At 73.3% G+C, this 25,617-nt stretch carries 27 protein-coding genes and 1 pseudogene; 14 read left to right on the plus strand and 14 right to left on the minus strand.

Features of this window, described 5'->3' with window-relative positions; genetic code table 11:
* The first annotated feature begins 2 nt into the window (after positions 1 to 2).
* The 3 genes from Ani05nite_RS18015 (at position 3) to Ani05nite_RS41885 (ending at position 2,245) form a co-directional block, all read left to right on the plus strand.
* Positions 3 to 719 carry a hypothetical protein gene (locus Ani05nite_RS18015; protein ID WP_203769709.1) on the plus strand — a complete coding sequence of 239 codons (717 nt, stop codon included), beginning with the start codon at positions 3 to 5 and terminating at the stop codon, positions 717 to 719.
* A gap of 78 nt (positions 720 to 797) precedes the next feature.
* On the plus strand, positions 798 to 1,574 hold the full coding sequence (locus tag Ani05nite_RS18020; protein WP_203769711.1) for a hypothetical protein: 777 nt from the start codon (positions 798 to 800) through the stop codon (positions 1,572 to 1,574).
* 122 nt (positions 1,575 to 1,696) lie between these two features.
* Entirely contained in the window at positions 1,697 to 2,245 is a 549-nt protein-coding gene (locus Ani05nite_RS41885) for a hypothetical protein (RefSeq protein WP_203769713.1), read from the plus strand.
* A gap of 10 nt (positions 2,246 to 2,255) precedes the next feature.
* Here Ani05nite_RS41885 and Ani05nite_RS18030 read toward each other — a convergent pair whose 3' ends face one another.
* Positions 2,256 to 3,029, minus strand: a complete 774-nt coding sequence (locus Ani05nite_RS18030) for a hypothetical protein (protein ID WP_203769715.1) — start codon at positions 3,027 to 3,029, stop codon at positions 2,256 to 2,258.
* A 54-nt stretch (positions 3,030 to 3,083) separates the two neighbouring features.
* Between Ani05nite_RS18030 and Ani05nite_RS18035 the strand changes: the two genes are divergently transcribed.
* Positions 3,084 to 4,253 carry a DNA recombination protein RmuC gene (locus Ani05nite_RS18035; RefSeq protein WP_203769717.1) on the plus strand — a complete coding sequence of 390 codons (1,170 nt, stop codon included), beginning with the start codon at positions 3,084 to 3,086 and terminating at the stop codon, positions 4,251 to 4,253.
* Here the strand turns inward: Ani05nite_RS18035 and Ani05nite_RS18040 are convergent.
* The gene (locus tag Ani05nite_RS18040; protein ID WP_377880754.1) at positions 4,250 to 5,272 is read right to left on the minus strand and encodes a 4-hydroxy-3-methylbut-2-enyl diphosphate reductase; all 1,023 of its coding nucleotides are present in this window, start codon (positions 5,270 to 5,272) and stop codon (positions 4,250 to 4,252) included. The two genes, Ani05nite_RS18035 and Ani05nite_RS18040, sit on opposite strands and share 4 nt — an antisense overlap.
* A 78-nt stretch (positions 5,273 to 5,350) precedes the next feature.
* On the opposite strand from Ani05nite_RS18040, the gene Ani05nite_RS18045 reads away from it, so the two are divergent.
* Genes Ani05nite_RS18045 through Ani05nite_RS18060 form a run of 4 tightly spaced genes read left to right on the plus strand, consistent with a single transcriptional unit; the run spans position 5,351 to position 7,910 of the window.
* The gene (locus tag Ani05nite_RS18045) at positions 5,351 to 5,872 is read left to right on the plus strand and encodes a hypothetical protein (RefSeq protein WP_203769721.1); all 522 of its coding nucleotides are present in this window, start codon (positions 5,351 to 5,353) and stop codon (positions 5,870 to 5,872) included.
* A 54-nt stretch (positions 5,873 to 5,926) separates the two neighbouring features.
* On the plus strand, positions 5,927 to 6,457 hold the full coding sequence (locus tag Ani05nite_RS18050; protein WP_203769723.1) for a hypothetical protein: 531 nt from the start codon (positions 5,927 to 5,929) through the stop codon (positions 6,455 to 6,457).
* 20 nt (positions 6,458 to 6,477) lie between these two features.
* Positions 6,478 to 7,710, plus strand: a complete 1,233-nt coding sequence (xseA, locus tag Ani05nite_RS18055; RefSeq protein WP_203769724.1) for an exodeoxyribonuclease VII large subunit — start codon at positions 6,478 to 6,480, stop codon at positions 7,708 to 7,710.
* Positions 7,707 to 7,910 carry an exodeoxyribonuclease VII small subunit gene (locus tag Ani05nite_RS18060; protein WP_203769725.1) on the plus strand — a complete coding sequence of 68 codons (204 nt, stop codon included), beginning with the start codon at positions 7,707 to 7,709 and terminating at the stop codon, positions 7,908 to 7,910. The genes xseA and Ani05nite_RS18060 overlap by 4 nt, the downstream gene beginning before the upstream one ends.
* A gap of 3 nt (positions 7,911 to 7,913) precedes the next feature.
* Here the strand turns inward: Ani05nite_RS18060 and Ani05nite_RS18065 are convergent, their stop codons facing one another.
* Positions 7,914 to 8,483, minus strand: a complete 570-nt coding sequence (locus tag Ani05nite_RS18065; protein ID WP_239130163.1) for a DUF4245 domain-containing protein — start codon at positions 8,481 to 8,483, stop codon at positions 7,914 to 7,916.
* A gap of 96 nt (positions 8,484 to 8,579) precedes the next feature.
* On the opposite strand from Ani05nite_RS18065, the gene glpX reads away from it, so the two are divergent.
* A complete protein-coding gene (gene glpX, locus Ani05nite_RS18070) occupies positions 8,580 to 9,605 on the plus strand; it encodes a class II fructose-bisphosphatase (RefSeq protein WP_203769727.1) in 1,026 nt (341 codons plus the stop codon).
* Entirely contained in the window at positions 9,602 to 10,609 is a 1,008-nt protein-coding gene (locus Ani05nite_RS18075) for a DMT family transporter (RefSeq protein WP_239130165.1), read from the plus strand. Before glpX ends, Ani05nite_RS18075 begins: the two co-directional genes overlap by 4 nt.
* On the opposite strand, the gene Ani05nite_RS18080 is transcribed toward Ani05nite_RS18075, so the two are convergent.
* The 4 genes from Ani05nite_RS18080 to phoH2 all read right to left on the minus strand — a co-directional run bounded on the left by Ani05nite_RS18080 (position 10,576) and on the right by phoH2 (position 14,676).
* Positions 10,576 to 11,238, minus strand: a complete 663-nt coding sequence (locus Ani05nite_RS18080; protein WP_203769728.1) for a rhomboid family intramembrane serine protease — start codon at positions 11,236 to 11,238, stop codon at positions 10,576 to 10,578. The genes Ani05nite_RS18075 and Ani05nite_RS18080 overlap by 34 nt on opposite strands.
* A gap of 60 nt (positions 11,239 to 11,298) precedes the next feature.
* Complete coding sequence (locus tag Ani05nite_RS18085) at positions 11,299 to 12,087, minus strand: S1 family peptidase (RefSeq protein WP_203769729.1); 789 nt, start codon at positions 12,085 to 12,087, stop codon at positions 11,299 to 11,301.
* Between the two features lie 78 nt (positions 12,088 to 12,165).
* Entirely contained in the window at positions 12,166 to 12,879 is a 714-nt protein-coding gene (locus tag Ani05nite_RS18090) for an aggregation-promoting factor C-terminal-like domain-containing protein (protein ID WP_203769731.1), read from the minus strand.
* Between the two features lie 384 nt (positions 12,880 to 13,263).
* Positions 13,264 to 14,676: an RNA 5'-3' helicase PhoH2 gene (gene phoH2 / locus Ani05nite_RS18095; RefSeq protein WP_203769733.1), complete on the minus strand. Its 1,413-nt coding sequence runs from the start codon at positions 14,674 to 14,676 to the stop codon at positions 13,264 to 13,266.
* 260 nt (positions 14,677 to 14,936) lie between these two features.
* Between phoH2 and otsB the strand changes: the two genes are divergently transcribed.
* On the plus strand, positions 14,937 to 15,761 hold the full coding sequence (gene otsB / locus Ani05nite_RS18100) for a trehalose-phosphatase (RefSeq protein WP_203769735.1): 825 nt from the start codon (positions 14,937 to 14,939) through the stop codon (positions 15,759 to 15,761).
* 13 nt (positions 15,762 to 15,774) lie between these two features.
* On the opposite strand, the gene Ani05nite_RS18105 is transcribed toward otsB, so the two are convergent.
* The 4 genes from Ani05nite_RS18105 to Ani05nite_RS18120 are packed head-to-tail and all read right to left on the minus strand — an operon-like array spanning position 15,775 to position 20,432.
* Positions 15,775 to 16,545 (minus strand): isoprenyl transferase, encoded by a 771-nt coding sequence (locus tag Ani05nite_RS18105; protein WP_203769737.1) that lies wholly within the window; start codon positions 16,543 to 16,545, stop codon positions 15,775 to 15,777.
* Between the two features lie 20 nt (positions 16,546 to 16,565).
* A complete protein-coding gene (locus Ani05nite_RS18110; RefSeq protein ID WP_203769739.1) occupies positions 16,566 to 17,678 on the minus strand; it encodes an NAD(P)/FAD-dependent oxidoreductase in 1,113 nt (370 codons plus the stop codon).
* Positions 17,675 to 18,535 carry a hypothetical protein gene (locus tag Ani05nite_RS18115; protein ID WP_239130167.1) on the minus strand — a complete coding sequence of 287 codons (861 nt, stop codon included), beginning with the start codon at positions 18,533 to 18,535 and terminating at the stop codon, positions 17,675 to 17,677. Before Ani05nite_RS18115 ends, Ani05nite_RS18110 begins: the two co-directional genes overlap by 4 nt.
* Before the next feature lie 55 nt (positions 18,536 to 18,590).
* Complete coding sequence (locus Ani05nite_RS18120) at positions 18,591 to 20,432, minus strand: phosphoenolpyruvate carboxykinase (GTP) (RefSeq protein ID WP_203769741.1); 1,842 nt, start codon at positions 20,430 to 20,432, stop codon at positions 18,591 to 18,593.
* A 309-nt stretch (positions 20,433 to 20,741) separates the two neighbouring features.
* Between Ani05nite_RS18120 and Ani05nite_RS18125 the strand changes: the two genes are divergently transcribed.
* The 3 genes from Ani05nite_RS18125 to Ani05nite_RS18135 all read left to right on the plus strand — a co-directional run bounded on the left by Ani05nite_RS18125 (position 20,742) and on the right by Ani05nite_RS18135 (position 22,755).
* Complete coding sequence (locus Ani05nite_RS18125) at positions 20,742 to 21,542, plus strand: sigma-70 family RNA polymerase sigma factor (protein ID WP_203769742.1); 801 nt, start codon at positions 20,742 to 20,744, stop codon at positions 21,540 to 21,542.
* A gap of 22 nt (positions 21,543 to 21,564) precedes the next feature.
* On the plus strand, positions 21,565 to 22,128 hold the full coding sequence (locus tag Ani05nite_RS18130) for a GtrA family protein (RefSeq protein WP_239130170.1): 564 nt from the start codon (positions 21,565 to 21,567) through the stop codon (positions 22,126 to 22,128).
* 63 nt (positions 22,129 to 22,191) lie between these two features.
* Positions 22,192 to 22,755: a GtrA family protein gene (locus Ani05nite_RS18135; protein ID WP_203769743.1), complete on the plus strand. Its 564-nt coding sequence runs from the start codon at positions 22,192 to 22,194 to the stop codon at positions 22,753 to 22,755.
* Between the two features lie 3 nt (positions 22,756 to 22,758).
* Here the strand turns inward: Ani05nite_RS18135 and Ani05nite_RS18140 are convergent, their stop codons facing one another.
* The 3 genes and pseudogenes from Ani05nite_RS18140 to Ani05nite_RS18150 form a co-directional block, all read right to left on the minus strand.
* Positions 22,759 to 23,307: a PH domain-containing protein gene (locus Ani05nite_RS18140; RefSeq protein WP_203769744.1), complete on the minus strand. Its 549-nt coding sequence runs from the start codon at positions 23,305 to 23,307 to the stop codon at positions 22,759 to 22,761.
* Positions 23,308 to 23,311: 4 nt separating this feature from the next.
* Positions 23,312 to 24,175, minus strand: coding sequence for a biotin--[acetyl-CoA-carboxylase] ligase (locus Ani05nite_RS18145; RefSeq protein ID WP_203769745.1), 864 nt, complete (start codon positions 24,173 to 24,175; stop codon positions 23,312 to 23,314).
* Positions 24,176 to 24,199: 24 nt separating this feature from the next.
* A pseudogene (locus tag Ani05nite_RS18150) lies at positions 24,200 to 25,617 on the minus strand (hypothetical protein); the annotation flags it as partial.

Below are 25,617 nucleotides of genomic sequence, written 5' to 3' on the forward strand. Positions count from 1 at the left end.
TCATGAGAAGAGCCCAGCTGGGATTCGTCGGGCTGGCAGCCGGCGTCCTGCTCGTCTCCGGCTGCTCGCAGGCACCCGATCCGGTCGCGCCCGATGCCGCGGCGGCGGTCCGTTCGGGGACGCCGGCGGCCGAGCTGAACACGTACCACGCGCGGGACGCGAAGTTCTACGACTCGATGCGGGGGAAGACCGCGGGCGCCCTGCTCGCCCCGCCACCGGCGACCGTCAAGGCGGCCGCCGACAAGGCCACCGTCGTGGTGTCCGCCAAGATCGGCGAGGTCGCCGCGCAGCGGGTCATCGGGGACGTCCAGACGATGCGGGTCGTCCTGACCGACATCGACGTGCTGCACGGCAAGCTCGAGCCCAGCCTGGGCGACAAGGTGCCGGTGGAACTGTTCCTGGGCGAGCCGGTGAACGTCGACAGCCAGATCAAGGCGTTCCAGTCGGCGCTGCCGGAGGGGTACAGCATCTGGTTCCTGCGGTGGCAGGGCGACAAGGCCGCGATCACCAAGCCGGGGGCGAATCCCGCCGAGGACCCCGCCGACCCCAGCCTGTACGCGGTGGTCCACCGGCACGCGGTCTTCGCGCAGGGGCCGAAGGGCGTGATCAACGCGATCGCCGAGCGCGCCCCGGACGGCCGGGCGATGCCGGGTCTGCAGGCCGAGGGGGAAAAGCAGACCAAGCTCAGCGACCTGGCGGATCAGATCCGCAAATTCTGAGCAGCGGCCGGCGGGAGCGGCCGGGACCGATGGTCCCGGCCCGCTTCTCCGCCGGACACCTGGGCTGGAGCGTGAGGGATGACCGGTGCGGTTCTGCGCCGACAGCGTGAGCTCAACCTCGGATCGGCCGGGCTGTGGGACGGCTTCGCCGAACATCGGCGCCGGGTCACCGGGCTGATCCTCGCGCACCGCACCGGGCGGCCGGCCAGCCGGCTGGTCGTGCTGGGCGCCGGCAACGGCAACGATCTCGAGCTCGGGCGGCTGCTGACCGCCTTCGCCGCGGTCGATCTGGTCGACATCGACGCGGACGCCCTGGCCGGCGCCGTGGCCCGGCAGCGGATCACGCCCGGCGCCCGGCTCAGGCTGCACGGTGGCGTCGACCTCACCGAAGCCACGCCGGAGCAGCTCCGACGGCTGTCGCAGGCCGACGTCGTCGTCTCCACGACCCTGCTCACGCAGCTGATCGACTTCGCCGCCGCAGACGGCGCCACCGGCCCAGAGCTGCTGGCCGTACGCGACCGCCACCTGCGGCTCATCAGCGACCTGGTGATGCCGCGCGGCACCGGTGTGCTCGTCACCGACGTGGTGTCCTCCGACACCTGCCCACCGTTGCGCGGCACCGGCATCGACGGTCTCGGACCGCTGCTCGCCGAGTGCGTCAACGCCGGGAACTTCTTCACCGGGGCCAACCCGTTCGCCATCGAACGGCGGCTCCGGGCCGATCCGGAGCTGCCGCTCGACCGGATCGGCATGGCGCCGCCATGGCGGTGGGACCTCGGGGAACGCAGCTATCTCGTGTCCGCGCTGGCCTTCCGGAAGCAGGCCGAATGGCGCCGGATCGACATCGCCGGGTGAGGCCGGGGACCGGCCGGCCCCCGGCCCGGATCGGAGCGAGGGGACGCACCGGTCCCCGAGCCGGGCCGAGCTGATTCGGCAAGGCAGCCCGGGAACGACTCCCGGACGGCACCATGGAGGACATGTCGATCCCGCCCGACGAGGTCGAGGCCCCGGCCGACGACGCGGTGCTCTTCCGGTCGTCCCCGTGGCGGACGTTCGCCCTGCTCGCCGGCGCCCTGCTGGCCGCCTATGCGATCGTGTCCCCGCTGGTCGCGCTCGTCCTGGGCGCCCCGGACGACCCCTGGTGGTCCACCCTCGCCCAGGGCGCGGTGGTCGCCGTCGTGGTGGCCGGGGCGTACGCCGTGTCCTCCCGGGCCGCCCTGAGCACCTGGGTGCGGGCGTCCTCGGGCGGGCTGGAGCTGGCCGCCCAGGGCAGCGACCCGGTGCTGCTGGCCTGGCCGGACATCGACCACGTGGTGGTACGCCGGGACGGCCTGCGCACGGTGCTCGACGTGACCCCGGTCGACCTGGACCGGGTGCACCCGGTGTCGGAGGAGGACGAGGGCTGGCCGGCGATCCGGGACGACGAGACGGATCCGCAGGGCCGGCCCGCCTTCACCGCCGACCTGACGCAGGTCTGGCCGGGCCCGCGGGCGCTGCGCCGGGAGCTGGCCCGCCGGATGCGCTGAACCGGCTTCCTCAGATGTCCCCGCCGCCGAAGTCCCCGCCCCCGAAGTCGCCGCCACCCCAGTCGCCGCCGCCGCCGAAGTCGCCGGCCTGGCTGGTGTCGCCCGGACCGTCGCCGCCGAAGTCGCCGCCCGCCGCGTCCTGGAAGCCGTCCTGGTAGCCGTCGCCGTAGCCCATGTCGCCGAAGCCCGGCGAGAGCAGCGCGTCGAAGATCAGCATGCCGCCGAGCACGCCCACCCCCGCGCCCAGCGCCGTCTTCCACACCGGCGTCGAATACCAGCCCGCCGGCACCGGCCGGCCCTGCACCCGGCCGCCCGGGTAGTAGTACGGGGTTTCCGGGCCGGGCTGCGGGCCCGCCTTGTACTGGTGGCCCTGCACGTTGACCTCACGCTCGCGGGTGAGCTGCCCGGCGCCCTGCGCGCTGGTCAGCGGGGGCAGCTCCGGGCCCGGGTCGATGCCCATCGCCGTCCGGGCCGCCCGCACGTACGCCAGCCCCTCCAGGGCGGACTCGCGGGCCAGCTCGAACTGCCGCACCGTGCGCGCCTGCTGCAACTGCCCGCCGGCCGCGTTGTACCGCTCGCTGGCGTCGGCCAGCGCCTGCCGGGCGGCCGGGTCGTCGCCGTGCAGGTTCATCACCTGGCCGCCGAGCCGCTCGTACCAGCGCTGGGCCTCGGCGCGGGCGTCCTCCAGCCGGGTCTGCTCGCGGGCGGCTCCGCTGCGCCGGGTCAATGCCACGATCACGACGACGGCGACGATGATCAGGAAGAGCAGCAGAAACACCTTCATGTCATCGACGGTACCCGCGCCGATCTCGTCGTACCCCTCTGGCAAGCTCCCAGGGTGACCTTCTCGACGCTCGCCGTGGTGCTGCTCTGTCTGGGGGTCGGTGCCGCGCTGGGCTGGCTGGCCGCGCGGCTGCGCGCCGCCACCGACATCGCCCGGCTCGAGGCCACCCTGCAGGCCGGCCGCGACGGCGAGGCCCGGCTGGAGCAGTCGCTGCGGTCACTGTCCTACGAGGCGACCGCCCAGTCGCAGGAGGCGGTGGCCCGCGCTGTCGCGCCGCTGCACGAGACCCTGCGCCGCTACGAGCAGCGGGTGACCGAGCTGGAACGGGACAGGGTGGACGCCTACGCCGAGCTGCGCGAGCAGGTGCGCTCGATGGGCGCGGTCTCCGGCGAGCTCCGCACGGAGACGAAACAGCTGGTGGCCGCGCTGCGGGCGCCCCAGGTGCGGGGCCGCTGGGGTGAGCACCAGCTGCGCCGCATCGTCGAGGCGGCCGGGCTGCTGGAGCACTGCGACTTCGCCGAGCAGGTCACCGGCAGCACCGACCACCAGGGCGTACGCCCCGACATGCTGGTGCGGCTGCACGGCGGGCGGTCGGTGGTGGTCGACGCCAAGGCGCCCTTCGACTCGTACCTGTCGGCCATGGAGGCCCGCGACGAGCGCACCCGCGACTCGCACCTGGACCAGCACGCCAGAGTGCTGCGCGGGCACGTGGACGCGCTGTCGGCCAAGGCGTACTGGACGGCCTTCGACCAGACCCCGGATTTCGTGGTGCTGTTCGTGCCGGCCGACCCGTTCCTGGACGCGGCCCTGCAGCGCGACGCCACGCTGATGGAGCACGCGTTCAGCCGCAACGTGGTGCTGGCGACCCCGGCCACGCTGGTCGCGCTGCTGCGCACGGTGGCCTATTCGTGGCGGCAGGAGGCGCTGGCCCGCAACGCCCTGGCAGTGCACAGCCTGGCCCGCGAGCTGTACGGCCGGCTGGCGACGCTGGGTGAGCACGTCGGCAAGTTGGGCAGCTCACTGGGCGGGGCGGTGACGGCGTACAACAAGGCGGTCGGCTCGCTGGAGTCCCGGGTGCTGGTGAGCGCCCGCAAGCTGGCCGAGATGGGGGTCTCCGACGACGAGCTGACTGTTCCCGCTCAGGTGGAGCTGACCCCGCGCCAGCCGCAGGCGCCGGAGCTGCTCCACGAGAGCCTCGAACCGCGCCCCACGCAGCGGAGTTAGCCCCGCGAAGCGGCGGCGGCCTTCATGTCGCGCCGCAGCTCCTGCGGCAGCGAGAAGGTCAGCCGCTCCTCGGCGGTGGTGTATTCGGTCACCTCGCCGAAGCCGCGCTCGGCCAGGTGCGCGAGCACCTCCATGACCAGGTCCTCGGGCACGCTCGCGCCGGAGCTGACGCCCACGGTGGTCGCGCCGTCGAGCCACTCGTCCCGGATCTCGCTGGCGTAGTCGACCAGGTGGCCCGCCCGCGCGCCGGCGCCGAGCGCCACCTCGACCAGACGCACCGAGTTCGACGAGTTGGTCGAGCCGACCACGATCACCACGTCGCACTCCGGGGCGATCTCCTTGATCACGTGCTGGCGGTTGGACGTCGCGTAGCAGATGTCGTCGCTGGGCGGCGACTGCAGCAGCGGGAGCCGGGTCTTGAGCCGGGCCACGGTCTCCATCGTCTCGTCCACCGACAGCGTGGTCTGCGACAGCCAGACCACCTTGGCCGGGTCCCGGATCACGACGTTGTCCACGTCGTCGGGGCCGTCGACGAGCTGGATGTGCGCCGGGGCCTCGCCCGCGGTGCCGATGACCTCCTCGTGGCCCTCGTGGCCGATCAGCAGGATGTCGTAGTCGTCGGCGGCGAACCGCTTGGCCTCGTGGTGCACCTTGGTGACCAGCGGGCAGGTGGCGTCGATGGCCTTGAGGTTGCGCTCGCGGGCCTGCTCGTGCACCTCGGGCGCGACGCCGTGGGCGGAGAACACGACGGTCGACCCCTCGGGGACCTCCTCGTTCTCCTCCACGAAGATCGCGCCGCGGCTCTCCAGCGTGGTGACCACGTGCTTGTTGTGCACGATCTGCTTGCGCACGTAGACCGGGGCGCCGTAGAGCTTGAGCGCCTCCTCGACCGTCTGCACGGCGCGGTCGACACCGGCGCAGTAGCCCCGCGGCTTGGCGAGGAGCACACGCTTGCGAACTGGGCTGGTCTGGTCGGCAGTCACCCGGCCATGGTACGTGCCCGCGGCGGCGGTCAGCAGAGCTGCGACGGGCGCCACAGCGGGCCGCCGGGATCGCCGCCGGGCCGTCATGATCCTCCGGCCCGGCATACTCGGGCGGTGGATGCGACAACACGCACGATGCGGGGCCGGGCCGGCGCCGCCGTACGGGGTGTGCTCGGCGCGGTGAGCCTGGTCGGCGGCCTGACCTGGATCCTGCTCAACCTGGCGGCGCCCCGGCCGGTGACCGACATGATCGTCGGCCTGGTGCTGACCGCGGGCGGCCTGGTGCTGCTCATGCCGCACCGGGTGCCGCTGCCGGGGCGGGCCACCGCGGCGGCGACGCTCGTGGCCGGGGTGGGCGGCACCCTCGCCGGCCTCGTCGCGCAGGGCGCCCAGCTCGGGGGGATGTGGGTGTACCTGGTGACCCGGGGCTGGCCGTCGGCCTGGCTGTCCCGGGCCGGGCTCGGCGGCGATCCGGCGACCGCGCGGCAGGTCGCCGAGCAGTCGGGCTGGCAGGTCGACGTGGTCAACCTCGCCGCCGACCTGTACTTCTGGGCGGTCGCCGGCCTGCTGGTGGTCGCGGCGGCCGGGGTGGCCCGGCGGGCCGCCCGGATCCCGCAGGCCACCCTCCAGCCATGATCGACAAGGGGCGTTTCCGCACGTAGCGAGGGCGCCGGGCGGGATACTCGGGCGATGAGCGCCGTGGGCGACCTGGGACCGGCCACCGGCCGGGCGGCGGCGGGCAGCGACGAGGAGCCCGGGCTGTGGCGCTCGTTCGGCGCCGGGCTGCGGCTGCTGGTCGGCTGGTTCAGCGTGGCCATCGCGCTGCTCAACCTCCTGGTCGAGCTGGACCGGGTGCCCGACCGGGCGTACCTGCTGTTCCACGCCGTGCTCCTGGCCGGCGGGGCGCTGCTGGTCTCGCTGGGCCCGTTCGCCGCCGGCGCCGGGCCGGCCGGCTGGTCGGCCGGCGGGGCGGTGCTGGCCGGCGGGATGATCGCCGGCGCGCTGCCGCTGTCCGGCGCGGTGTGCTGCATGACCACGTACGCGGTACGCCACGGCTACCCGTTCACGTTCCTGGCCCGCCACGACGGCGGCGGCTGGCACGTCGACAGCCAGCACCTGCTGGCCGATCTGCTGTTCTGGGGGTACGCCGGCCTGATCGTGCTGGTGCTGGCGGCGGCGGCGCGCCGGGCGGTGCGGCACCACGGCGCGGCCCGGGGGTGACCCGCCCGTAGGCTGGCCGGGTGAGCCAGCCCGAGCAGCCGAGTGCGGCGGCGAAGTCGAGCGCCGACGAGCCCTGGCCGGTCCGCGTCGTCAGCCAGAAGGTCGGCGCCTGGATCGCGAAGCTGGGCTGGGTGTGGGTGGACGGCCAGGTCGCGCAGATCAGCCGCCGGCCGGGCGCCAGCGTGGTGTTCCTGACCCTGCGCGACCCGTCGGCCGACCTCAGCCTCACCGTCACGGCGCACCGCGACGTGCTCGACGCCGGTGCGCCGGAGCTGGCCGAGGGCGCCCGGGTCACGCTGCACGCCAAGCCCGAGTTCTATCCGGCCCGCGGCTCGCTCAGCCTGCGCGCCGACGAGATCCGCCAGGTCGGCCTGGGCGAGCTGCTGGCCCGGCTGGAACGGCTGAAGAAGCTGCTCGGCGCCGAGGGCCTGTTCGCCCGCGAGCGCAAGCGCCGGCTGCCGTTCCTGCCGCAGCGGGTGGGCCTGATCACCGGCCGGGCCTCGGCGGCCGAGCGCGACGTGCTGATGAACACCCGCCGGCGCTGGCCGTCGGTCGACTTCCGGGTGATCAACGTGCCCGTGCAGGGGCCCACGGCGGTGCCCCAGATCATCGACGCGCTCAAGGTGCTCGACAACGACGACACGGTGGACGTGATCGTGCTGGCCCGCGGCGGTGGCAGCGTCGAGGACCTGCTGCCGTTCTCGGACGAGGCGCTGTGCCGGGCGGTGTTCGGCTGTCGCACCCCGGTGGTCAGCGCGATCGGCCACGAGACGGACGCGCCGCTGGTCGACTACGTGGCCGACGCGCGGGCGTCCACCCCGACCGACGCGGCCAAGCGGATCGTGCCCGACCTGGGCGAGGAGACGGCCCTGATCCAGCAGGCCCGCCGCCGGCTGGACCGGGCGGTCGGCGCCCTGCTCGACCGGGAGACCCACCGGCTGGAGGCCTGGCGCTCGCGGCCGGTGCTGGCCCGCCCGGAGGTCCTGGTGGACCAGCGCGCCGGCGAGGTGACCGCGCTGCGGGACCGCGCCACGCGCAGCCTCGACCAGCGGCTGCGCCGCGCCGACGACGAGCTGCGGCACACCCTGGCCCGGCTGCGGGCGCTGTCGCCGCGGGCCACGCTGGAACGCGGGTACGCGATCGTGCAACGAGCCGACGGCCACGTGGTCCGGGCCGCCGGCGAGGTGGGGACGGGCGACGTTCTCCGGGTACGGCTGGCCGACGGCGAGCTCCGAGCGGAAGTGCGGGAATGACGGACGAGAAACTCAGTTATGAGCAGGCCCGTACCGAGCTGGCCTCGGTGGTGGAACGGCTGGAGCAGGGCGGCAGCTCGCTGGAGGAGTCGCTGGCCCTGTGGGAACGCGGCGAGAAGCTGGCGGACGTCTGCCAGCGCTGGCTCGACGGCGCCCGGGAACGCATCGAGGCGGCCCGCGCCGCCCGTACCGACGGCTGAGGCTCACCGCAGCGACGCGGCGAAGGTCTCCAGGTTCTCGGACCCTTCCAGGCCGACCACGATGATGGTGCGCCCCTTCTCCAGCAGGATGAGGGCGTTCTCGCCGTCCCGGGCGTCGTAGCGCTGCCAGGTGCGGGCGCCGTCGCTGAAGGTGCTGACCGCCTTGGGGTCGTCGCCCAGCTCCACCGGGAGCAGCTCGGCCGTGGGGACGCTGCTCTCGACCAGCTGGACGGGGTCGTTGTCCGGGTCGACCCAGCCGAGCCGCAGCGTGGCCCCGCCGGTGTCGCGCTTGAAGGTGGCGCTCACCGCGTGCCAGTCGTCGCCCAGCCCCTGCGGCACCACCACCGGGAAGACGGCCGCGCTGCGCGCCTGCTGGATCGTGGCGGCCGGGTCGATGCCGATCGGCTTGTCGCCGTTCAGCACGACCCGGTAGAAGATCAGCAGCAGCGCGATCGGCACCAGCAGGATGCCGAGCGACAACGCCATGTCGCGCGGGGAACGGCCGCCGCGCTTGCCGGTGGTGACGGGCTCGGCGGCCGCCTCGGGCGCCGGTGCTGCTTCGGGGGTGGTCACCTCTCCATTGTTAACCATGTCGCGGACGCGGGACTTCGCGCACAGCCGCGTGTGAGGATCGGTGCACCACACCCGCACCGTCGCGAGGAGGCCCCCATGCCCGTAGCGCAGAACCCGCAGGATCTCGACCGCAACATCGCCCTCGACCTGGTCCGTGTCACCGAGGCCGCCGCCATGGCCGCCGGCCGCTGGGTCGGCCGGGGCGACAAGGAGGGCGGCGACGGCGCCGCCGTCGACGCCATGCGCAAGCTCATCAACTCGATCCAGATGCGCGGCGTCGTCGTGATCGGCGAGGGCGAGAAGGACAACGCCCCGATGCTGTACAACGGCGAGGAGGTCGGTGACGGCACCGGGCCGGAGGTGGACGTGGCCGTCGACCCGGTCGACGGCACGACGCTGATGAGCAAGGGGATGCCGGGCGCGGTCGCCGTGCTGGCCGTCGCCGAGCGCGGCGCGATGTTCGATCCGAGCGCCGTCTTCTACATGGAGAAGATCGCCGTCGGGCCGGACTGCGCCGACGTCATCGACATCAACGCGGGCGCGACCGAGAACCTGCGCCGCATCGCCAAGGCCAAGCGCTCCAGCGTCTCCGACGTGACCGTGTGCATCCTGGACCGGCCCCGGCACCAGAAGCTGGTCGAGGAGGTACGCGCGGCCGGCGCGAACATCAAGTTCATCTCCGACGGCGACATCGCCGGCGCCATCTCGGCGGCCCGCACCGAGTCGGACGTCGACGTGCTGATGGGCATCGGCGGCACGCCCGAGGGCATCACCGCGGCGTGCGCGCTGAAGTGCCTCGGCGGGGAGATCCAGGCCAAGCTCTGGCCGCTGGACGACTCCGAACGCGAGAAGGCCCGCGCCGGCGGGCACGACCTGGACCGGGTGCTGACCACCGACGACCTGGTCACCGGGGACAACTGCTTCTTCGTGGCCACCGGCGTGACCTCGGGCGACCTGCTCAAGGGCGTGCGGTACCGGGCCGGCGGGGCGCACACCCAGTCCATCGTGATGCGGAGCAAGAGCGGCACGATCCGGGTCATCGACTCGTACCACCGGCTGGAGAAGCTCGCGCTGTACTCGGCGGTCGACTTCGACGGGCACCTGCCGACGGTGCGTGAGTGACCCAGACCTCGACTGAGCGGCTCACCGTCTCCACGGGGCGCAAGGCCGCCGGGGTGGGTCTCGCGGTGGTCGCGGGGGTTGCGCTCGCCGTGCAGTCGAGGATCAACGGCGAGCTCGCCGTACGCCTGAACGACCCGATCGGCGCCGCCACCTTCTCGTTCGGCTCCGGTCTGCTGGTGCTGGCGGTGCTCGTGCCGCTGCTGCCGGCCGGCCGGGCCGGGCTGGGCCACCTGCGCACCGCCCTGCGCGAGGGACGGATCCGGGGCCGGCAGTGCGTCGGCGGCATGTGCGGCGGTTTCCTGGTCGCCACCCAGGGCCTGACCGTGCCCACGCTCGGCGTGGCGGTGTTCATCGTCGCCCTGGTCGCCGGCCAGTCGTCGAGCAGCCTGCTGGTGGACCGGGCCGGCGCCGGGCCGGGCGGCGCGCAGCCGGTGACCACGCCGCGGCTGGCCGGCGCGGTCCTGACGGTCTGCGCCGTGCTGTTGGCTGTCGGCGACCGGATCGGGCATCCGGGCGCCCTGGTGCTGGCCGTGCTGCCGCTGGTGGCGGGCATCGGCATCGCCTGGCAGCAGGCCGTGAACGGCCACGTCCGGGTGGTCTCCGGCAGCGCGATGGTCGCCGGCCTGGTCAACTTCGCCGCGGGCACGGCGGTGCTGCTGGTCGCGTTCGCGGTGTCGGTGGCCGTGCGCGGCCGGCCGGACCACCTGCCGCCCGGCCCGTGGTGGCTGTACGTCGGCGGCACCCTGGGCATCGTCTTCATCGCGGTGGGCGCCGTCGTGGTCCGCTGGACGGGGGTGCTGCTGCTCGGGCTGGGAATGATCTCCGGGCAGGTCACCGGCGCGCTGCTGCTGGACGTGATCGTGCCCGGCGACGCGGGCCGCCCGGGCTGGAACACGGTGCTCGGCGCGGCCCTGACGCTGGTCGCGGTGGCCGTCGCGGTCGGGCCGGGCCGGCGGGGACCCCGGCCGGCTCAGAGGTCGGTGAGGGTGCTGCCCGGGCCGTAGAGCGCCGGGGTCGGGCGTGGCCGGCGCCGGCGGAAGAGGATCGCCGACACCACGCCGCCGAGCAGGCCCAGCAGGTGCCCCTGCCAGGAGATGGGCTGGTCGGTCGGGAGCACGTTGTAGAGCTGGTACCAGTACAGCAGGCCGATGAACGCCGCCACGCCCAGGTTCCACCAGCTGCGCTCCACGAAGCCGCGGGCGAACAGCAGGCCGAGGTAGCCGAAGACCACCCCGCTGGCCCCGACCACGACGCTGCTGGGATCCCCGATGATCCACACGCCGAAGCCGCTGACCAGCACGATCACCAGCGTCGACCAGAGGAAGCGGCGGGTGCCGCCGGCCAGGGCGAACGTGCCGACCAGGATCAGCGGGATGCTGTTGCCGTAGAGGTGGTCCCAGCCGGCGTGCAGGAACGGGCTGAAGATGATCCCGTCGAGCCCGTCGATGCGGTGCGGGATGATGCCGCCCGCCACGTCGAGGCGGCCGGCCCCGAGGCCGACGTCGATGGCCTCGATCAGGAAGAGCACCGGGATGACCGCGCACATGGCCACGAAGGCGCGGCCGATGGACGCGAAGAAGGCCTCCGTGCCGAATCTCGCGGCCTGGTCCTCGCGCTCTCCGGGATAGCTCATCCCCCGATGGTTGCCGATCGGCGCCAGTGACGCCAACCAGGTGTGGCGGATCGGACGCGTTCAGCTCAGTTTCCGCACGGCCGCCCGGATGTCGGCCTGGAACCGGGACACCTGCGTGTAGACCCCGGGGTACGCGCGACGGGCGCAGCCGAGGCCGAAGCTGACGATGCCGACCTGCACCCAGCGGCGGTCGGCCGTCCGGTGCACCATCGGGCCGCCGGAGTCGCCCTGGCAGGTGTCGACGCCCCGCCCGCCGGCACAGATCGCCTCGTCCAGGACGAGGTCCACACCGACCTTGCGGTACGCCTTCGCGCACTGCTTGTCGCCGACGACGCCGACCGTGCCGTAGCGCAGTCTGTGCTGCTGGCGTACGGACTTCTCGCTGGTCTGACCCCAGCCGAGGATGGTCATAGGCCCGGTCTCGTCGGCGCCGCCGCGGCTGAGCTCCAGCACCGGCAGGTCGAGCGGGCGGTCGAGTCGGACCAGGGCCCAGTCGTCGCCGCGGGTCTCGTCGCGGAAGCCGCGCGCCCGCACGACCGCGACCGAGCGCGCGGTGACGGCGGCGTCGGACTTGAGGTCGGTGGTGCCGGCGATGACGCCGATGGTGGTGTCCTTGCCGGAGCCGGTCACGCAGTGACCAGCGGTGAGCACGACGCGGGGCGCGGTCAGCACGCCGCCGCACCCCATGGACAGGCGCACCATCCACGGGAACAGTCCGGGTGGCGCCAGGGTGCCGCCGACGACTTCGCGGACGGGTTCGCCGAGGTCAGAGGCCCGGGCCGCGGTCTGGCCGGAGAGCAAACCGGCGAGAACCCCGACCACGACCAGCGACGCGACTTTCCGGACCATCCAGACATTTGACCACGGCACCCGACGCCAGCGGGGGTACGCGCCGAAGCGCGTACCCCCGCTTTTGTCACGCCGGGATCAGTACCAGCCCGTGTTCTGCGAGTGCGACCACGCGTTGCACGGGGTGTTGTAGCGGCCCTTGATGTAGCCGAGGCCCCACTTGATCTGGGTGGCCGGGTTGGTCTTCCAGTCGCCCCCCTCGGACGCCATCTTGCTGCCCGGCAGGGCCTGCGGGATGCCGTACGCGCCGGAGCTGGCGTTGGAGGCGCGGTGGTTCCAGCCGCTCTCCTTCTTCCACAGCTTGTCCAGGCACGGGAACTGGTCGATCTTGAAGCCCTCGCTGAGCATGATGGCGCAGCCGGTGGCCCGGTTGCCGCTGTACTCGTCGCAGGAGGACGGGATGTCGCCGGTGTAGGGCACCGTGCCGCCGGAGCCGGAGGAGGATTCGGCCTTCTTCTTGGCCTCGGCCGCCTTCTTCTCGGCGGCCTTCTTCTCGATCAGCTTCTTCTCGACGGTGCGGGCCTTGCCGGCGGCGACCTTGGCCTCGGCGGCGGCCTTGGTGGCCGCCTCGCCCTCGGCCTGCCGCTGATACGCACGAGCTGCCGCATGCCGGCCGTGCCGCTCCTTGAGGAGCTGCATCTCGGCCGCGTCCGCCTGGACGACGACACTGGCCTGGGCGCTTCGCGCCTGGACTTCCTGGTCCTTGCCGAGGTAGACCCCGCCGATCACGCCTGCGACGAGCAGGCCCACCGAGGCCACACGGATTCCGACCCGGCTCCAGAGCCGATTCACGAAGTGTCCCTTCGTTGGGGGCAATGACGCGGCAGGCATTCACCGGGACGAATCCCGGCGACGGTTCCCGCCGCGAGCATCGTCGGCCCCTCGGGCCGCATGACGAATCGGCTTGCGCTCGCCATCGTGGCCCGTCAGTCGATCTCCGACCGGGCGGGCCACGCGAATGATGCTCGCCAGCCACCATGGCGCACCGTGAAGGGGATGTGAAATGACGACGCCCACCTGTGAAATGAATCACAGGGCGTTTAGGCACTATTCCGGGCAAACGGCCGCCATTTCGCGCACTTTCGAGGTAGCCATTCCGTCACTTTATGTAGTTGACCTTCTTCATAGCGTGAGGCGGGGATCCACCGGATCCCCGCCTCGGCCGACAGCGGAGCGTTACTGCGGAATGTCCTCCAGCAGATCGGTGACGACCTCTGCGATGGGCGAGCGCTCGGACCTCGTCAGAGTGACGTGGGCGAAGATGGGATGACCCTTCAGCGCCTCGATCACGGCGGTGACGCCGTCGTGCCGGCCCACCCGCAGGTTGTCGCGCTGGGCGACGTCGTGGGTCAGCACCACCCGGGAGCCCTGCCCGATCCGGGACAGGACCGTGAGCAGCACGTTGCGCTCCAGCGACTGCGCCTCGTCCACGATCACGAAGGAGTCGTGCAGGCTGCGGCCCCGGATGTGGGTCAGCGGCAGCACCTCCAGCAGACCCCGGGCCAGCACCTCCTCCATCACGTTCGCGTGCACCACCGCGCCCAGGGTGTCGAAGACGGCCTGCGCCCAGGGCGACATCTTCTCCGACTCGCTGCCGGGCAGGTAGCCCAGCTCCTGGCCGCCGACGGCGTACAGCGGGCGGAAGACGACCACCTTCTTGTGGCGGTTGCGCTCCATGGTCGCCTCGAGGCCCGCGCACAGCGCCAGCGCCGACTTGCCGGTGCCGGCCCGGCCGCCCAGCGAGACGATCCCGATCGACTCGTCCAGCAGCAGGTCCAGGGCGATCCGCTGCTCCGCCGAGCGGCCCCGCAGCCCGAAGGCCTCCCGGTCGCCGCGGACCAGCCGTACCGTCTTGTCCGGGTTGACCCGGGCCAGCGCCGAGCCGCGGGTCGAGTGGATCACCAGTCCGGTGTGGCAGGGCAAGGCGCCGGCGTCGTCCAGCTCCAGCTCGTCACCCGCGTACAGCCGGCCCACCTCGTCCTCGGAGAGCTCGAGATCGGCCATGCCCACCCAGGTCGGGTCGCTCGCCTGGCCGTGCCGGTACTCGTCGGCCGTCAGGCCGACCGACGCGGCCTTGACCCGCAGCGGCATGTCCTTGCTGACCAGCGTGACGTCGCGGCCCTCGGCGGCCAGCCCGAGCGCCACCGACAGGATCCGGGTGTCGTTCGCGTCGTTGCGGAAGCCGTGCGGCAGCACGCTCTGGTCGGCGTGGTTGAGCTCCACCCGCAGCGTGCCGCCCTCGTCGTTGCAGAGCACGGGCTGGTCCAGCCGGCCGAACTTGATGCGCAGCTCGTCGAGCATGCGCAGCGACTGCCGGGCGAACCAGCCGAGCTCGGGATGGTGGCGCTTGCCCTCCAGCTCGGAGATGACCACGAGGGGAATGATCACCTCATGGTCGGTGAACCGGCGGAACGCCGCCGGGTCGGACAGCAGGACCGAGGTGTCCAGGACGAAGACCCGGCCGGCTGGGGCGGGCTCCGCGTCGGCGTGCCGGTCGCGGGACGACCTGCGTCCCGTGCCGGCGCGGCTGCTGGAGACGGTGGCGGCCGGGTCGTGCGAAGCCCCGGCGTCAGTACGGCGAGATGTCACAGGCCTGCTCCAGCGGGCGTGCAACCCGGTCCGCCCGCGGTCCGCCACGTCCGGCGCCCGTGCCTGGCACGGAGCCGGGATGCGGGGCCCCGTGGCGCTCTTGTCGCAGGTCCGGGCCGACCGGTTGGCCCGGGATGACCCCGTGCCATGACTAGAACGCTAGCGGTCAAGAGCCACCGGCGGTAGTACCCGCGTGATCCGCCAATTCCGGGCCGTCACGGCGACGTGCGGCCCGTCCACGGGCAGGTAGGCTGGTACCCGTGCCCGAGTTCGAGCCGCACCACGCGCGCCCCTCTCACCCGTTGAGCGCGGCCGAGGCCTGGCAGTTCACTGCCTCGCGGGCCGCGGACACCACGCTCTTCTTCGACTTCGACGGTGTGCTGTCCCCCGTCACGGACGATCCCGACGCCTCCCAGCCCGTGCCGTCCGTGCTGGGCGTGCTCGAGGAGCTGGCCGGCGCGGTCGGCCGGGTCGCCATCGTCTCGGCGCGTCCGGTGAGCTTCCTGCGCTCCCGCTTCGAGTCGCTGGCCCACGTCGACCTCTACGGCCTGTACGGCCTGGAGGTGTGGCACGACGGCGAGGTGGTCACCGAGCCGGCCGCGCTGCCCTGGGTCCCCGCGATGGCGGAGCTGGCCGAGCGGGCCAGGGCCGAGCTGCCCGGGCAGATCCTGGTGGAATACAAGCGCCTCTCCGTGGCCCTCCACTACCGCACCGCCCCGCAGCTCGCCCGGACCGTCGAACGCTGGGGCCACGAGCAGGCCGAGCGGGTGGGCCTGCGGATCCAGGGTGGCCGGATGGTGGTCGAGCTCAAGCCGCCGGTCGACCAGGACAAGGGCATGGTGATCGGCGAAGGTGTGCTGAACGCCCGCTGCGCCTGGTATTTCGGCGACGACATGTCCGACATCAAGGCGTTCGACGCGCTGCGCGCCCGCGAGGCGGTCGACCCGGGCTTCTTCGGCATGTGCGTGGCGGTGGCCAACCCGGAGACCGGCGCGGAGGTCTCCAGCGCCGCCGACCTGACCCTGGAGTCACCCGAGGCGGTAGCCGGCTTCCTGGCCGACGCCCTGTCCGCGTTCAAGCGCTGAGCCCGGCCCGCTCTCAGGCGCCGTAGCGGCGCTGCCGTCCCGCGTACGAGCGCAGCGCCCGGAGGAAGTCGGTCCGGCGGAAGTCCGGCCAGTTGGCGTCGTGGAAGTAGAACTCCGAGTGCGCCGACTGCCACAGCAGGAAGCCCGACAGCCGCTGCTCCCCGCTCGTGCGGATGACCAGGTCGGGATCGGGCTGGCCCTTGGTGTAGAGGTGCTCGGCGATGTGCTCGACGTCGAGCATCTCGGCCAGCTCCTCCAGCGTGCGCCCGGCCGCGGAGTGCTCGTAGAGCAGCGAGCGGACCGCGTCGGTGATCTCCCGCCGGCCGCCGTAGCCGACCGCCAGGTTGACCTCCACGCCCTCGGTGCGGGTCGCCGTGCGCTCCTGCGCCGCCTTCAGCACGGTGGCCGTCGGGGCGGGCAGCACGTCGAGCGCGCCGACGATGCGCAGCCGCCACGGGTTGCCGTCCTCGGCCAGCTCGGTCGCCAGATCCTCGATGATCTTGACCAGGGGGTCCAGCTCGGCGGCGGGCCGCTGCAGGTTGTCGGTGGCCAAAAGGTACAGCGTGACGTGCTTGATGCCGGCCTGGTCGCACCAGCCGAGCAGCTCCTTGATCCGCACCGCGCCGACCCGGTGGCCGTCGTTGGGGTCGACGTAGCCCATCTCGCGGGCCCAGCGACGGTTGCCGTCGCACATGACCCCGACATGCTGCGGCACCGGCTTGCCGGCGAGCTTGCCGGCGAGCCGTCGTTCGTACAGTGAATAGACCAGCGACCGCAGACTCATCCCGGCAAGCCTATCGACTCTCACCGGCGCAGCATCGCGACCCCGATGCGCCCGATCGTGCGAAGGTCGAAGACCCCGTCACCCAGGCCCAGATCCACCATCCGGTGGAAGACCGCGCCGTCCCGGCGGGCGGCCCGCACCGCGGCGTCGACGACCGAGGGCCGCCGGGTCAGCAACGCGGCGAGACCCGAGTGACGCAGGTGGCGGCCGAGCCGGTCGCGGAAGGCCGCGGTGTAGCGCGCGGCGGCCCGTTCCGGCCCCGCCGCCGCGGCCGCGCCGGCCAGCGCCCCGGACAGCACGGCGTAGAAGATGCCCTCGCCGGTGAACGGGTTGATCAGCGATAACGCGTCGCCGGCCAGCAGCACCGGGCCGCGGGCCGGCGGCGGCCGGTGGGTGGACAACGGCAGGTGGTGCGCGCGCAGGCCGGCCGGCGGGCCGCCGGGCAGCAGCTCGGCCAGCCGGTCCAGCAGGTACGCCTTCGTCAGCGGCGTCCCCCGCAGGGTCTCGCCGTAGCCGACGTTGGCGCTGCCGTCGCCGATCGGGAACGACCACGCGTACGCCGGCCAGCGGGCGCTCGTGGTGCGGATGAGCTGCTCGGCGCCGACCGCCGGGGCGTACCCGCGGATCGCGATGGCCAGGTGGCCACCCGGGTTGACCGGGTGGCCCAGCGCGCGCCGCACCACCGACCCGGCCCCGTCGGCCCCGATCACCACCGCGGCCCGGATCCGCCCGTCGAGGGTGACGCCGTCGCGCCGGATCTCGACCTGACGCACGACGTGCCGGCGCAGCTCGGCGCCGCGCGCGACGGCCGAGCGCACCAGCCGCTCGTCGAACACCCGGCGCGGCACGGTGTGGGCTGGCCGGGGCAGGGGCCGGGCCACCTCGTCGCCACCGGGCGCGACCAGCCGCAGCCGGGTCACCGCCGGATAGCCGTCGGTCACGCCGGTGGCGCCCAGTTCGGCGAGCACGTCCACGGCGTCGGCGGCGATGCCGTCGCCGCACGGTTTGTCGCGGGGGAAATCCGCCTTGTCCAGCAGCAGCACCGACGCGCCGGCCCGGCGGGCGGCCAGCGCGGCGGCCGCCCCGGCCGGCCCGGCCCCGACCACCGCGACGTCGACCAGCTCGGCCCTCATGCCGGCGCGGCGGTGGCGGCGGGCTCCGGGGCGGCCACGCGGCCCGCGCGCCAGACCGCGTAGCAGGCCAGCACCGCCGCGGCCACCAGCGGGGCGCCGTCACGGATCAGCCCGTCCGTGCCGAGCAGCAGGTAGCACAGCGGCAGGTCGATCACGAGCACGCCCAGGCTGACCCAGACCATCAGCCGCCGGGCCCAGGCCTTGCCCCGTTGCAGGAAGAACGTGGTGAGCAGCACCGCGTAGCTGGCCCCGATGCCGACGAAGATCCAGAACACCACGGCCAGGATGTACTCCGGCCGGCGGCCCAGCTCGCCGACCGCGATCACGGCGGGCACCAGGATGAGCGGGCTGTAGGTGAAGGCGGCGACCCGGGCGGTGATGACCCACGCGGCCACCGGGGGGCGCCGCGGCGCCGACTCGCGCCACTCCAGCCCTTGGCGGGTCGCGACCAGCTTGACCGGATAGCGGACCAGGTGCCCGCGCACGGTGGGATGGCGGTAGAGCAGCACCACCACGGTCAGGCACAGCACGGTCAGCACGCCGAAGCCCACCACGCCGGGCAGCGGCGGCACGCCGTCGCGCGGCACGATCAGGCGGCCGACGGCGAAGACGGTGGTGACGGCCAGGATCAGGCCCAGCGGGCGGGACACCGCGCGGCTGCGCCGCACGTGCCAGACCAGGACCAGCCAGCCGACGGTACGCAGCAACGCCCAGAAGGTGCGGACGCCGAGCCCGAAACCGTGCTCCGGCGCGTACCAGAAATTGAGCAGCTCGACCCCCGCCGTGGCCGCCGCCGTGGCGACCAGCAGCCAGGTCAGCACGCGGACCGCGGGCGGGCGGATGTCGAGGGAGCTCACGGGCCGAAGGTACCCAGGCCGCGCCCGCCTCACTCCCGGAGGCGGGCGCGGGGAATCACGTGCGAATTTGCGTGGGTTCTCCGCCGCGGTCCGGCTCGGCGTTGAGGCGGGACTTCAGCGCGTCGAGTTCGGACCAGAGCACGGCCGGCAGCTTGTCGCCGAACTTGGCGAACCACTCCTCGACCTGCGGGATCTCGGCCCGCCACTCGTCGACGTCGACGCGCAGCACGGCCTCGAGCTGCTCGCGGCTGAGGTCCAGGCCGCTGACGTCCAGGGCGTCCGGGGTGGGCACGTGACCGATCGGCGTCTCGACCGCGGCGGCGGTGCCGTCCAGCCGCTCGACGATCCACTTGAGCACCCGGGAATTCTCCCCGAAGCCGGGCCACAGGAAGCCGCCGTCGGCGTCCCGGCGGAACCAGTTCACGTAGAAGACCTTCGGCAGCTTCGCGGCGTCGCCGGACGCGGCCTTGCCCATCTCGATCCAGTGGTTGAAGTAGTCACCGGCGTGGTAGCCGATGAACGGCAGCATCGCCATCGGGTCGCGGCGCACCACGCCGACCTGGCCCACCGCGGCCGCGGTGGTCTCCGAGGACAGTGTCGCGCCGAAGTACACGCCGTGCACCCAGTCGCGGGCCTCGGTGACCAGCGGGACGGTGGTCTTGCGCCGGCCGCCGAAGAGGATCGCGTCGATCGGTACGCCCCGCGGGTCGTCGTATTCCGGCGCGAGGATCGGGCACTGGCTGATGGGCGTGCAGAACCGGCTGTTCGGGTGGCTGGACGGCTCGGTGGACTCCGGCGTCCAGTCGTTGCCCTTCCAGTCGATGAGGTGCGCGGGCGGCTCGCCCATGCCCTCCCACCAGATGTCGCCGTCGTCGGTGCGGGCCACGTTGGTGAAGATCGAGTTGCCCCGGGCCAGGGTGCGCATCGCGTTGGGGTTGGTGTGCTCGTCGGTGCCGGGCGCGACGCCGAACAGGCCGTACTCGGGGTTGGTGGCCCAGAGCCGGCCGTCCTCGCCGAACCGCATCCAGGCGATGTCGTCGCCGACGGTCTCGACCTTCCAGCCGGGCAGCGTCGGCTCGAGCATGGCCAGGTTGGTCTTGCCGCACGCCGACGGGAACGCGCCGGCGATGTAGCGGACCTGCCCGGCGGGCGAGGTCAGCTTCATGATCAGCATGTGCTCGGCCAGCCAGCCCTCGTCGCGGGCGGCGACGCTGGCGATCCGCAGCGCGAAGCACTTCTTGCCGAGCAGCGAGTTGCCGCCGTAGCCGGAGCCGAACGACCAGATCTCGCGGGTCTCCGGGAAGTGCGAGATGTACTTGGTCTCGTTGCAGGGCCACGGCACGTCGGCCTCGCCGTCGGCCAGCGGCTTGCCGACCGAGTGCAGGGCCGGCACGAAGTCGGCGTCGTCACCCATCGCGGCCAGCACGGCGGAGCCCATCCGGGTCATGATCTTCATCGAGGCCACCACGTACGCGCTGTCGGTGATCTCGACGCCGAACATCGGGTGGGCCGCGTCGATCGGGCCCATGCTGAACGGGACGACGTACATGGTGCGACCGCGCATGCAGCCGCGGTAGAGCTCCGTCATCGTCGCCTTCATCTCGGCGGGCGCGGTCCAGTTGTTGGTCGGACCGGCGTCGGCGGGATCCACCGAGCAGATGAAGGTGCGCTCCTCGACCCGGGCGACGTCCCCGGGATCGGTACGCGCCCAGAAGGAGTTGGGCCGCTTCCCGGCGTCGAGGCGGACCAGCGAGCCGGCCTCGACGAGCTCGTCGGTGAGCCGGTTCCATTCCTCGTCCGAGCCGTCGCACCAGACGACGCGGTCCGGCGTGGTCAGGGCGGCGACGTCGGCCACCCAGGTGGCGAGCTTGGTGTGGGCAGTGGGGGGCACTGACATGTGATTCCCTTCGGTCGGCACTGACCTGTGACAAATCCGGCCGGGAAGGCCGGCCCATGTCACGGGAGTCACATCAGCGTAGGCCGAGGGAACGTTCAGTTCATCGGCGAATCCTGTGGACAACCGCACAAACTTCGGCGACGGTGCGCGATAACGATTGATCCTTCGCCACTTGGCGCACAAGTGCGCAACCTCACCGCGCCAATGCATCGTCCGCCCCGCATGCGCCCGCTTTCACAAAACGGACTAAACGGCCTAAGCTTGCCGCTACTCGGGCTTTCCTCCCACTCCCGGCTACAGGAGGCAGGAATGACGATCCCGGCCGGCGACGGCGACGACGAAGCCGACTCGGACCTGCTGGCCGCCGTCCGCGCGGGCGACACCGCGGCGTACGGCGTCCTGTACCAGCGCCACCGGTCCGCCGCCCGGACCCTGGCGTACGGCCTCGTGCACGATCCGGCCGACGCCGACGACCTGGTCGCCGAGACGTTCGCCAAGGTGTTCGCCAGCCTGCGGGCCGGCCGGGGACCGCTGGTGGCGTTCCGGGCCTACCTGCTCACGACCCTCCGGCACGTCTGCTACCACCGGGCCCGCCGGGACCGCCGGCTGGAGTTCACCGACGACCTGACCCGCTACGACGAGGGCGAGCCGTTCCTGGACCCGGCCCTCGAGCGGCTGGAACGCACCTACGCGGCCCGGGCCTTCCGGGCCCTGCCGGACCGCTGGCGCGACGTACTGTGGCGCACGGAGGTCGAGGGGGCCAGCCCCGCCGAGGTGGCGCCCCACCTCGGCCTCACCCCCAACGCCGTCGCGGTGCTGGCCCACCGGGCCCGCGAGGGGCTGCGGCGGCTGTACCTGCAACAGCACGTGGCCGACGCCGACCCGCCCGAGTGCCGGTGGACCGGCGACCGGCTCGGCGGGCACGTCCGGGGCCGGGTGACCCCGCGGGTCGCCGTGCGGGTGGAGGCCCACCTGGCCTACTGCGCCGGCTGCCGGGGCCGGTACGCCGAGATCACCGAGATCAATCAGCGTGGTCACCGACCGTACAAGCAGCGGGAGCGCGCGGCGGTGGACGGGTTAAGAGTCGCTCACGAAAACGGCGGTCAGTGACCGCCGCCGGTACTCTCGGATCGTGCCTGCCGCATTCCTGCCCGCGCTGCGGGCACGCTTCGGGGCACTCGTGCGCGAACTGAGCAAGTTCGGCACGGTCGGCGGCATCGCCTTCGCGATCGATCTCGCCATCTTCAACGTGCTGCTGCAGCTGGGCATGGAGTCGCTGCTCGCCAAGACCTGCTCGACCGTGCTGGCCACCACGGTGGCGTTCGCCGGCAACCGGTTCTGGACCTGGCGGCACCGCGAACACACCCACATGGCCCGGCAGTACACCCTGTTCTTCCTGCTCAACGCGGTGGGCCTGGGCATCGGGCTGACCTGCCTGGCGATCAGCCACTACGGGCTGGGCACCATCTGGCCCGAGTTCCAGACGCCGCTGGCGGACAACATCTCCGGCCAGTTCATCGGCACCGCCGTGGGCACGTTGTTCCGCTTCTGGTCGTACCGCCGGTTCGTGTTCGGCGGCGCCGTGGTCCCGGAGCCGGCGCCGCCCGCGCCGCCGGTGACGGCGCCGGTCGTGGCGCCCGGCACCGCGCCGCAGTCCGCGCCGCCGACCGCCCCGCGCGCCGTCCCGCGCATGTGACGTCGCCGTCACCCGCACCGCGCGCGCCGCCGTCCCTGCCCTTCCGCCCCGTAAGGTTGCCGAATGCCTTCAGCTCTCCCGCTGGCCGAACGCCTGCGCCACCTCGCGCCCGAGGCCCTCGCCTTCGGCGCGATCGGCGCCGCCAACACGCTGCTCTACATGGCCATCACCTGGGCCCTGCTGCCCATCGGTGCGGTCAAGGCGAGCGTCGTGGCCACCGTCGTCACCACGACCCTGGCATACCTGGCGAACCGGTACTGGACCTACCGCAAGCACACGCGCAGCGCGCTGCGCCGCGAGTACACGCTGTTCTTCGGCTTCAACCTGGTCGGCATGATCATCCAGTCCGGCGCGGTCACCATCGGCAAGTACGGCTTCGGCCTCACCGAGGAACACGACGAGATGCTGTTCATGGGGGTCACCCTGCTCGGCATCGCGGTCGCGACGGTCTTCCGCTTCTGGGCGTACCGCACGTTCGTCTTCCTCAAGCCCCCCGTCGACCACCACGAGGCCGCGGTCGTCGACCTGGACGCGGTGGCCGGGCTGGCCGAGCTCAGCGCCGAGGCCGACGGCAGCCTGGACGAGGAGCTGGCCCACGAGATCGAGGCGCAGCGGCGCGCCGTCTGACGCTCACCGCCGCCGGTCGCGCACCGGCGCCGGCTCGTCGTCCTCGTCCTCGCCGTCGCCGCGCAACTCGCGGTCGGTCTCGATGAGCTGGTAGAGCAGCGTCTGCACGTGCTGCACCCCGGGCACCGCGGCGAGCACCGCGCCGCGGTCCCCGATCGAGTCGATCCGCAGCGTGCCGCAGCCGAGCAGCCGGTCCAGCAGCGACTGGCTCATCGCGTGGTCGTTCACCCGGTTCAGCGGCAGGTCCCGGCGCTCGCGGGCGATCACCCCGTCCTGCAGCAGGATCCGCTCGTCGGTGAACACGTAGTGGGTGCTGCGCCAGACCAGCAACGGCCACACCCCGCGGGTCAGCGCCAGGAACAGCGCCACGGCGCCGACCACCGAGACCCCGATCAGGCCGCCGGTGGTCGGCGGCAACATGATCCAGACCAGGAGCACGGCGGCCAGGGCGGCCAGCAGGACCAGGATCGGGCGTACGGCCGCCCGCGCGTGCGGGTGCAGGTGGAGGACGAGCTCCTCCTCGTCGGTCAGGACCTCGTCCGGGAAAGCCACGCGCTCAGCGTACGTGCAGGACGTCCCCCGCCGAGACGCGCCGCTCGCCGTCAGCCGTACGGACCACGAGCTGGCCGTCACCGTCCACCGTGGTCGCCGTACCGGTGAACTCCTCGCGGTTGGGCAGTAGCACCCGCACGTCCCGCCCGATCGTCGCGCAGTCCCGCTGGTACGCCGCCAGCAGCCCGCACATCTCCGCGTCGCCGCCGGCCTCGCGCCAGCCGGCGTACCACCGGGCGACGCCGCGCAGCAGCGCCCGCAGCAGCGGGTCCCGATCGGTGGCCTCCGCCCCGGCGAGCCGCAACGAGGTGGCCGGCAGCCCGGTGGTCTCGGGCAGCTCGTCGGCGCGGGTGGTGACGTTCAGGCCGATGCCGACCACCACCGCGTCCCCGCTGACCTCGGCCAGGATGCCGGCCGCCTTGGCCTCCGCCGGCCCGGCGCCCAGCAGCAGGTCGTTCGGCCACTTCAGCGCGGCGTCGACCTCGGCCAGGCGCTGCACCGCCTCCCGCAACGCCACCCCGGCGAGCAGCGGCAGCCAGCCCCAGCTGCGCTGCGGCGCCGGCGCCCAGCCCCGCTCGGCGTCGGCCGTACCCGGCCGCAGCAGGAAGCTCAGCGTCAGCCCGGCCCGCGCCGGCGACACCCACTGCCGGTCCCGCCGCCCCCGGCCGGCGACCTGGCGCTCGGCCACGACGACCAGCCCTTCGGCGGCGCCGGCCAGGCCGGCGGCCGCGGCGTCGGCGTTGGTCGACCCGGTCTCGCCACGGATCTCGAGACGCCGCCAGAAGCCGCCGGGCACGATGAGCGCCCGCTGCAGGGCCCGCTCACCCAGCGGCGGCCGGTCCAGGTCCGTGTAGGGCGAGGAAGCCATCCGCCCAGCCTAGACGGGGCGTGATCAGCTCGGCTCGGCCGCGTGCCGGCTCACGTAGACGGTGCTGCGCGGCTCGGGCTGACCGCTGCCGGGACGCGGGCGCGGCCGGGGGCGCGACCGGGGCTGCTCCGGATGGGGATCCATCGGCGGCAGCGCCTGGGTGGCGTCGTCACCGCCGTAGCCACCGGACGAGCCACGGCGGCGGCGCGTCATGACGGCCGGCCGGCGGGCCGTGCGGGCGGCGCCGTCCTCGGCGGAACCCGGCGGCGACCACGTGAGGTCCGGCATGGCCGCCTCGGGCAGGTCCGGGACGCTCCAGACCGGGCCCTCCAGGCTCTCCTCCCGGGCGGCGTAGGGGCCGGCCGGGCGGTTGTTCGAGCCGCGCCGGACGGGCACCCGGCTCGCACCGGGCGGGCCGGCGGGCCGGATGCCGGGAAGGGCGGCCCGGCTGCGGGTGCGCTGCGGAAGCTCGGCCGGGGGCCCGCTGTCGTCGGCCGGCGGCGCGGCCTTCTCCGGCGGAGCGAGGGGGGCGGCGGCCAGGTCGAGGCCGTCGGCACCGAGGAACACCCGGTCGTCGCCGGGCGCCGGCGCGTCGAAGCGCCGACGGCCGGCCCCGCTCGGCTCGGCCGGACCGGTGTCCCCACCGAAGCGTCCGGTCCCGGCGGCGGGGACGGGACCCGGCGCGCCCGGGCGGGCCGGCTCGTCGCGTTCCACGGCGGTGCGGAAGGCCGGACCGGTCGGGCGGTGGCCGGACCACGACCGCGGCGAACCCACCCGGTCGTCCGGACGCGCCGGCGGCCACTGCAGGACGGGACGCGTCGGTTCCGCGTCGACCGCCGCCGGGACGTCGAAGCCGGAGGACGGCGGGTAGGGCGGGATCTCGGGGAGCCGCTCCACCGGGGTCGGCCAGCCGTACTCGGTGTCGTAGGAACTCGCCGGCACCGGGGTCCAGTACTCGCCGGAGACGGCCCGGCTCTCGTCCCGGTACTGCGGCCGCACCCAGCCCTCGACCCTGTCCCCGTGGCGCAGGCCGCCGCGCTCCGCCCAGTCGGTGCCGACGACCTCCTCGGCCCCGAGGACGTAGCCGGTCTCGTCCATGTCTTCCAGCGCGGCGTCGGCGAAACCGGGGAACGCGCCGGTGCCGTCCGGCCCGGCTACCGCGTCGAAGGGCCCGGACAGGTCGGCTTCCCGGTCGGCTTCCCAATCGGCTTCACGACCGGCGGGCTCGTCGTCGTAGTGCGCGGCCGGGTGCAGGCCGTCCGGGTCCGATCCGACGGTTCCCGGACCGGGCCAGTCGAGTTCGGCCATCTCCCGGCCGGAGAGGTCGAAGCCGGCCGCGTCCCCGCCCGCAACCTCGAAGCCGGCCGCCTCCCCGCCGGCGATCTCGAAGTCGGCCGCCTCCCGGCCCGCGATCTCGAAGCCGGCCGATTCCCGGCCCGTGT

The sequence above is a fragment of the Actinoplanes nipponensis genome (assembly GCF_016862275.1).
GTDB classification, from domain to species: Bacteria; Actinomycetota; Actinomycetes; order Mycobacteriales; family Micromonosporaceae; genus Actinoplanes; species Actinoplanes nipponensis.

Excerpts from the sequence above, each read along its gene's own strand:
- Ani05nite_RS18020 (WP_203769711.1), top strand. The coding sequence starts at position 798 with ATGACCGGTGCGGTTCTGCGCCGACAGCGTGAGCTCAACCTCGGATCG.
- Ani05nite_RS18120 (WP_203769741.1), bottom strand. The coding sequence starts at position 20,432 with ATGTCAGTGCCCCCCACTGCCCACACCAAGCTCGCCACCTGGGTGGCC.
- Ani05nite_RS18030 (WP_203769715.1), bottom strand. The coding sequence starts at position 3,029 with ATGAAGGTGTTTCTGCTGCTCTTCCTGATCATCGTCGCCGTCGTCGTG.
- Ani05nite_RS18105 (WP_203769737.1), bottom strand. The coding sequence starts at position 16,545 with ATGAGTCTGCGGTCGCTGGTCTATTCACTGTACGAACGACGGCTCGCC.
- Ani05nite_RS18125 (WP_203769742.1), top strand. The coding sequence starts at position 20,742 with ATGACGATCCCGGCCGGCGACGGCGACGACGAAGCCGACTCGGACCTG.
- Ani05nite_RS18145 (WP_203769745.1), bottom strand. The coding sequence starts at position 24,175 with ATGGCTTCCTCGCCCTACACGGACCTGGACCGGCCGCCGCTGGGTGAG.
- Ani05nite_RS18135 (WP_203769743.1), top strand. The coding sequence starts at position 22,192 with ATGCCTTCAGCTCTCCCGCTGGCCGAACGCCTGCGCCACCTCGCGCCC.
- Ani05nite_RS18060 (WP_203769725.1), top strand. The coding sequence starts at position 7,707 with ATGACGGACGAGAAACTCAGTTATGAGCAGGCCCGTACCGAGCTGGCC.
- Ani05nite_RS18085 (WP_203769729.1), bottom strand. The coding sequence starts at position 12,087 with ATGGTCCGGAAAGTCGCGTCGCTGGTCGTGGTCGGGGTTCTCGCCGGT.
- Ani05nite_RS18110 (WP_203769739.1), bottom strand. The coding sequence starts at position 17,678 with ATGAGGGCCGAGCTGGTCGACGTCGCGGTGGTCGGGGCCGGGCCGGCC.
- Ani05nite_RS18050 (WP_203769723.1), top strand. The coding sequence starts at position 5,927 with ATGAGCGCCGTGGGCGACCTGGGACCGGCCACCGGCCGGGCGGCGGCG.
- glpX (WP_203769727.1), top strand. The coding sequence starts at position 8,580 with ATGCCCGTAGCGCAGAACCCGCAGGATCTCGACCGCAACATCGCCCTC.
- Ani05nite_RS18015 (WP_203769709.1), top strand. The coding sequence starts at position 3 with ATGAGAAGAGCCCAGCTGGGATTCGTCGGGCTGGCAGCCGGCGTCCTG.
- Ani05nite_RS18080 (WP_203769728.1), bottom strand. The coding sequence starts at position 11,238 with ATGAGCTATCCCGGAGAGCGCGAGGACCAGGCCGCGAGATTCGGCACG.
- Ani05nite_RS41885 (WP_203769713.1), top strand. The coding sequence starts at position 1,697 with ATGTCGATCCCGCCCGACGAGGTCGAGGCCCCGGCCGACGACGCGGTG.